Origin of the sequence: Mesotoga infera, from assembly GCA_011045915.1 — a bacterium.
Classification (GTDB): Bacteria; Thermotogota; Thermotogae; order Petrotogales; family Kosmotogaceae; genus Mesotoga; species Mesotoga infera_D.
In genome coordinates, this window is record DSBT01000173.1 from 1 (window position 1) to 3,961 (window position 3,961).

Consider the following 3,961-nt stretch of genomic DNA (forward strand, 5'->3'; position numbering starts at 1 on the left):
ATCAGGTACGGCAAGAACTTGCAGGAAAGAGCGTGCTGTGTCTGCACACCGGCCAAACGGTGAGTATCTACCACAAAGGAACTGAAGTGGCCAAAGCCCCGTATCTGCCGAACTCCAGGGGCATGCTCTACCTCAATGAAAAGGCGATTCTCTCATCCCAGACCCCTTTGAGCAGGCAGACACGAGAGTGGGCCGTAGAGGTAGCTCGCCGGCAAATAGATTATTACGAGAAGATCCTCGAGGGGGCAGGCTGATGGATCTGCAGAGAATACAAAAGCACATGGAGTACCTCAATATGCAGTACACCCCTGAGCTGCTCCCTGATTTAGTTGCTGAAGCGCAAAACAGCGAGGACTCATCGATAGACCTGTTGGAGAAGATCTTCTCTCTCGAGGTTCAGCAGCGAGAGAGCCGGCGTGTGGCCACTGCACTCCGCCTTTCGGAGCTCCCGAAGGGAATGAACCTGGACAACTTCGATTTTCTCTTTCAGCCATCGGTCGATCGGGCAAAGATCGATATGCTGAGCACCTGTGAGTTTATCAAACGCAAAGAGAACATTTTGTTCTTCGGCCCTCCGGGAGTGGGTAAAACCCACCTGGCTTCCGCTTTGGGAGTAAGGGCAATTGAATCGGGGTTTAGCGCCGTCTACTACACCGTTGAAGAGCTCCTACAGCTCCTGAAAAAGCGATCCGATATCCCGGTGACAAAACAGCGCCGTCAGGGCTATGTGAAAAACGCTCTCCTCATCCTCGACGAATTGGGTTACCAGATGATGGACCGAAATGAGACACACCTGTTCTTCCAGTTCATATCAGCACGCTATCTCAAAGGCAGCATAATCATCACCAGCAACCGTTCGGTCAGAGATTGGGCTTCGGTCTTCGCAAACGACGATCTTGCCGTCACCGCCATGCTCGACCGACTGCTACACAGGGCTCACATCTTCACCATAGACGGGAAGAGCTTTAGGCTCAAAGAATACACGACCATGTTACAGGAAGGGGGAAATTCAAATGGCTAAGGCAGAACAAAGGTGCGTAAAACTAGAAGCCTCTTGACAACCCTTCACAATGAACCGAATACCTGCTGATATTGATAGACCACGGGCTCCAAAGTGTGCCTTCAACTTTTCCCAGTCTGAGTCTGCCATCCTGATGTTTCTGATCTTAAGCCTTTCATCTTGAGATTTTGAGAGCAGGCCTGCTCTCTCCACCTGTGTTTCTATTGCCGAACTGCTTCGAGAAGGGACCGGCGCATTTGTGATGATCGATGTTCTCTATACCGTCGTCCTCCGACAGCTCAGGCTCGACATAAATCGCACCGGCGTCCCTGGCCAGAACGCTCAAATTGAGATTAATTCCGATCGCTGGTACTGGTTAGGCATTGAAGCTCCTCTCACGCAGATAATCGGATAATAATTTCACCGACCGTCCCGATTCGTGGTAGGCGCGGAAGACCTCCCTATTGGTGCGGGTTGAGGGGGCGGCCTTAATCTTCTCGGGCTCCATCTTTATGACCAAGCACGATCCTAAGTCACTATCTACCAAGACTTTTCACTCAGAGTAGCCAGAATCGATTTTTCAGTTCAGGCCGTCAATAGTTTCTTATCTCTCATTGCAGGTTTCTCTGCACTTTCATAGGCCGCAAGCCGGTTTTCCAGTAGCTTCATTTCGGCAAGCGACAGAAGAAACGAGAGAGTTGATTCGCCCCCCATATTACGATTCACCCTGTCTACCATCAGCCCATCAAAACAGCCCCCCGTTTTAGGATCATAGAGAGGAGTGGAAAGATCATTTCTACCGAGAAACCACTCAAAACTTCGGTGGGCGTTCTCCCGCCACCGATCATCCTCCGATGCAATATACGCGGCAATGGAAGCCGAGACCATAGCTGCAGCCTCCACTGGTTGCTGGTCATAATAAGCTGGAGTCCCGCCTCTATGAAAAAATCCACGATTCCCAATTGGCCTGAAATTGTTCTGTTCAGATCTCTGGATATCATCCAACCATCTTAAACTTTCGAGTCCGATATCCAGGGCTTCTTGCCGTTCGGTGAGTATTGAAAGAAGAATAGTGGCTTCCGATAACCTGGCGTTCTCGTAAGCCAATTTCTCTTCGAACCATTTCCAATCGGCTCTTGACTCGTTACGAAAGGCATCGACAAAACGATCCATGAGCTGATTTGCAGCAAGCCTGATTGTTCTATCTCCCTGAAATCGTTGCACATACTCGTAAATACCTCGAGCGGTAAATGCCCATGCTCGGATAAACGGATACTCGAGTACAACCGGTAAGACAGCATTAAAAATCTCCACAGCCCATGAAACAAGTTCCTCATCCTCCGATCGGCCGATTACTGTTCCCATGGCCCATACAGCCCGTCCCTGACAATCGGCGGAGATTTGTTCATCTATCCATTGACGATCATACGAGTAGAAGTTTCGAAATACCTTTGTTGTGGGCTCAAAAGCATGGTTTAAAAACGCGGCATACCTGTACTCTATATTTGTCAGATCCTCGTTTCGAACCCCAAGCTCCTTGAGAATTTCCATGAGTATTAATGCCCTCGCATTATCATCCGTACAGTATCCTTCAAAGCGGTTGGGGATTGAATACTTCGCATGCTGTATGAGTCCGGTTTCGTCGGTAAGACGTTTAAGATGATCCAGTTTTAATTCAGGAAGTCGACGTGGACTGTCCGCCAGGGTTCGGACCGTGAAATAGCGAGTAGACACCTTTCCCAGTGTACTCCTCCTGGCCCGTTCGAACAACTCTACATACCTACCCCCCACTTGAGCCCATGTCATTTCTCTTCCCATAAGATAGGCGCGCTTTCGCATGGCATGACGCTCAGATTCATTTTTTAGAAGGTTGACCACTGCATCTGCCATAGCCCGAGAATCCTGGAAGGGAACAAGAAGCCCCTTGTTATCGGCGAGGAGTTCAACGGCATGCCAGTAGGGAGTAGAAACTACCGCTTTCCCACATCCGAAGGCGTAAGAGAGTGTTCCTGAGGTAATCTGAGTTTCATTGAGATATGGAGTCACATACACATCAGCCATTCCAAGGAATTCCCGCAACTCTTCATCCGAGACAAAACGGTTATAAAAAATTACATTATCTTTCACTCCCAAGCGTTCGACCAAACGAGTGAGCTCCAGCCGGTAGGATTCACCACTATCCCGAATAAGATGGGGATGGGTGGCCCCGAGTACGATGTAAACGGTGTTCGGCACCTCTTTAATAATCTTCGGAAGTGCCTTGATCATATTCTCTATCCCCTTGTTCGGGGAGAGAAGTCCAAAGGTGAGGATGACGTATTTCCCCTCCACTCCGAATTGATCCTTGTAAAAATTCGGATCAACAAAAGGCATATCGGGGATACCGTGTGGAATTACTTCGATCTTGTCTTCTTCAATCTCGTACACATCCCTCAACATGTCTCTTCCTTTCTCAGTCATGGTTACTACAAACGTGGAAGCCATACCAATTTTTTGAAGAATGTGCTTCTGTTCCACGTTCGGGTTCTGAAGAATGGTATGTAGCGTGGTAACTACCGGAATGCAAATTGATTTTAAGAATGGAAGAATGTGACTGCCCGAAGCCCCCCCGTAAATACCAAACTCATGCTGGAGTGAGACCACATCCATGTTGTTCACGTGAAGATAATCCGCCGCACGCTCGTACTCTTCCTGCATCTCTTCGCTGATCTCAAAACAGACCTCTTCCGGATAGGAATACCCATCTTTTGTATCATTCACCGCAACTATTTGGACGTCGGTTTTCGGCGTCTGCAGTTTCATGGCTTTATACAGATCATGGGTGTATTGAGCAATACCACAACGACGTGGAATGTAGTCACTAACAATAGCCATTCTTCTTATCTTATCCATACTCTTTCCCTCCGCAACGCCTCAGTTCATCTATCAATTCCTCAAGCTCCACAGTGACGAAACCGGTAG

Annotated in this window: 3 protein-coding genes; 2 read left to right on the top strand and 1 reads right to left on the bottom strand. The window is 48.6% G+C overall.

All coding sequences use genetic code 11. The features are described 5' to 3' along the window. The first annotated feature begins 32 nt into the window (after window positions 1–32). The gene (locus ENN47_06105) at window positions 33–254 is read left to right on the top strand and encodes a hypothetical protein (GenBank protein HDP77744.1); all 222 of its coding nucleotides are present in this window, start codon (window positions 33–35) and stop codon (window positions 252–254) included. After that, window positions 254–1,021 carry an AAA family ATPase gene (locus ENN47_06110; GenBank protein ID HDP77745.1) on the top strand — a complete coding sequence of 256 codons (768 nt, stop codon included), beginning with the start codon at window positions 254–256 and terminating at the stop codon, window positions 1,019–1,021. Before ENN47_06105 ends, ENN47_06110 begins: the two co-directional genes overlap by 1 nt. A gap of 564 nt (window positions 1,022–1,585) precedes the next feature. On the opposite strand, the gene ENN47_06115 is transcribed toward ENN47_06110, so the two are convergent. Further along, window positions 1,586–3,892: a glycosyltransferase gene (locus tag ENN47_06115; GenBank protein ID HDP77746.1), complete on the bottom strand. Its 2,307-nt coding sequence runs from the start codon at window positions 3,890–3,892 to the stop codon at window positions 1,586–1,588. Window positions 3,893–3,961 lie beyond the last annotated feature (69 nt).

Bases quoted from the DNA above. Each gene is read 5' to 3' on its own strand.
- ENN47_06110 (HDP77745.1), top strand. From the start codon at position 254: ATGGATCTGCAGAGAATACAAAAGCACATGGAGTACCTCAATATGCAG.
- ENN47_06115 (HDP77746.1), bottom strand. From the start codon at position 3,892: ATGGATAAGATAAGAAGAATGGCTATTGTTAGTGACTACATTCCACGT.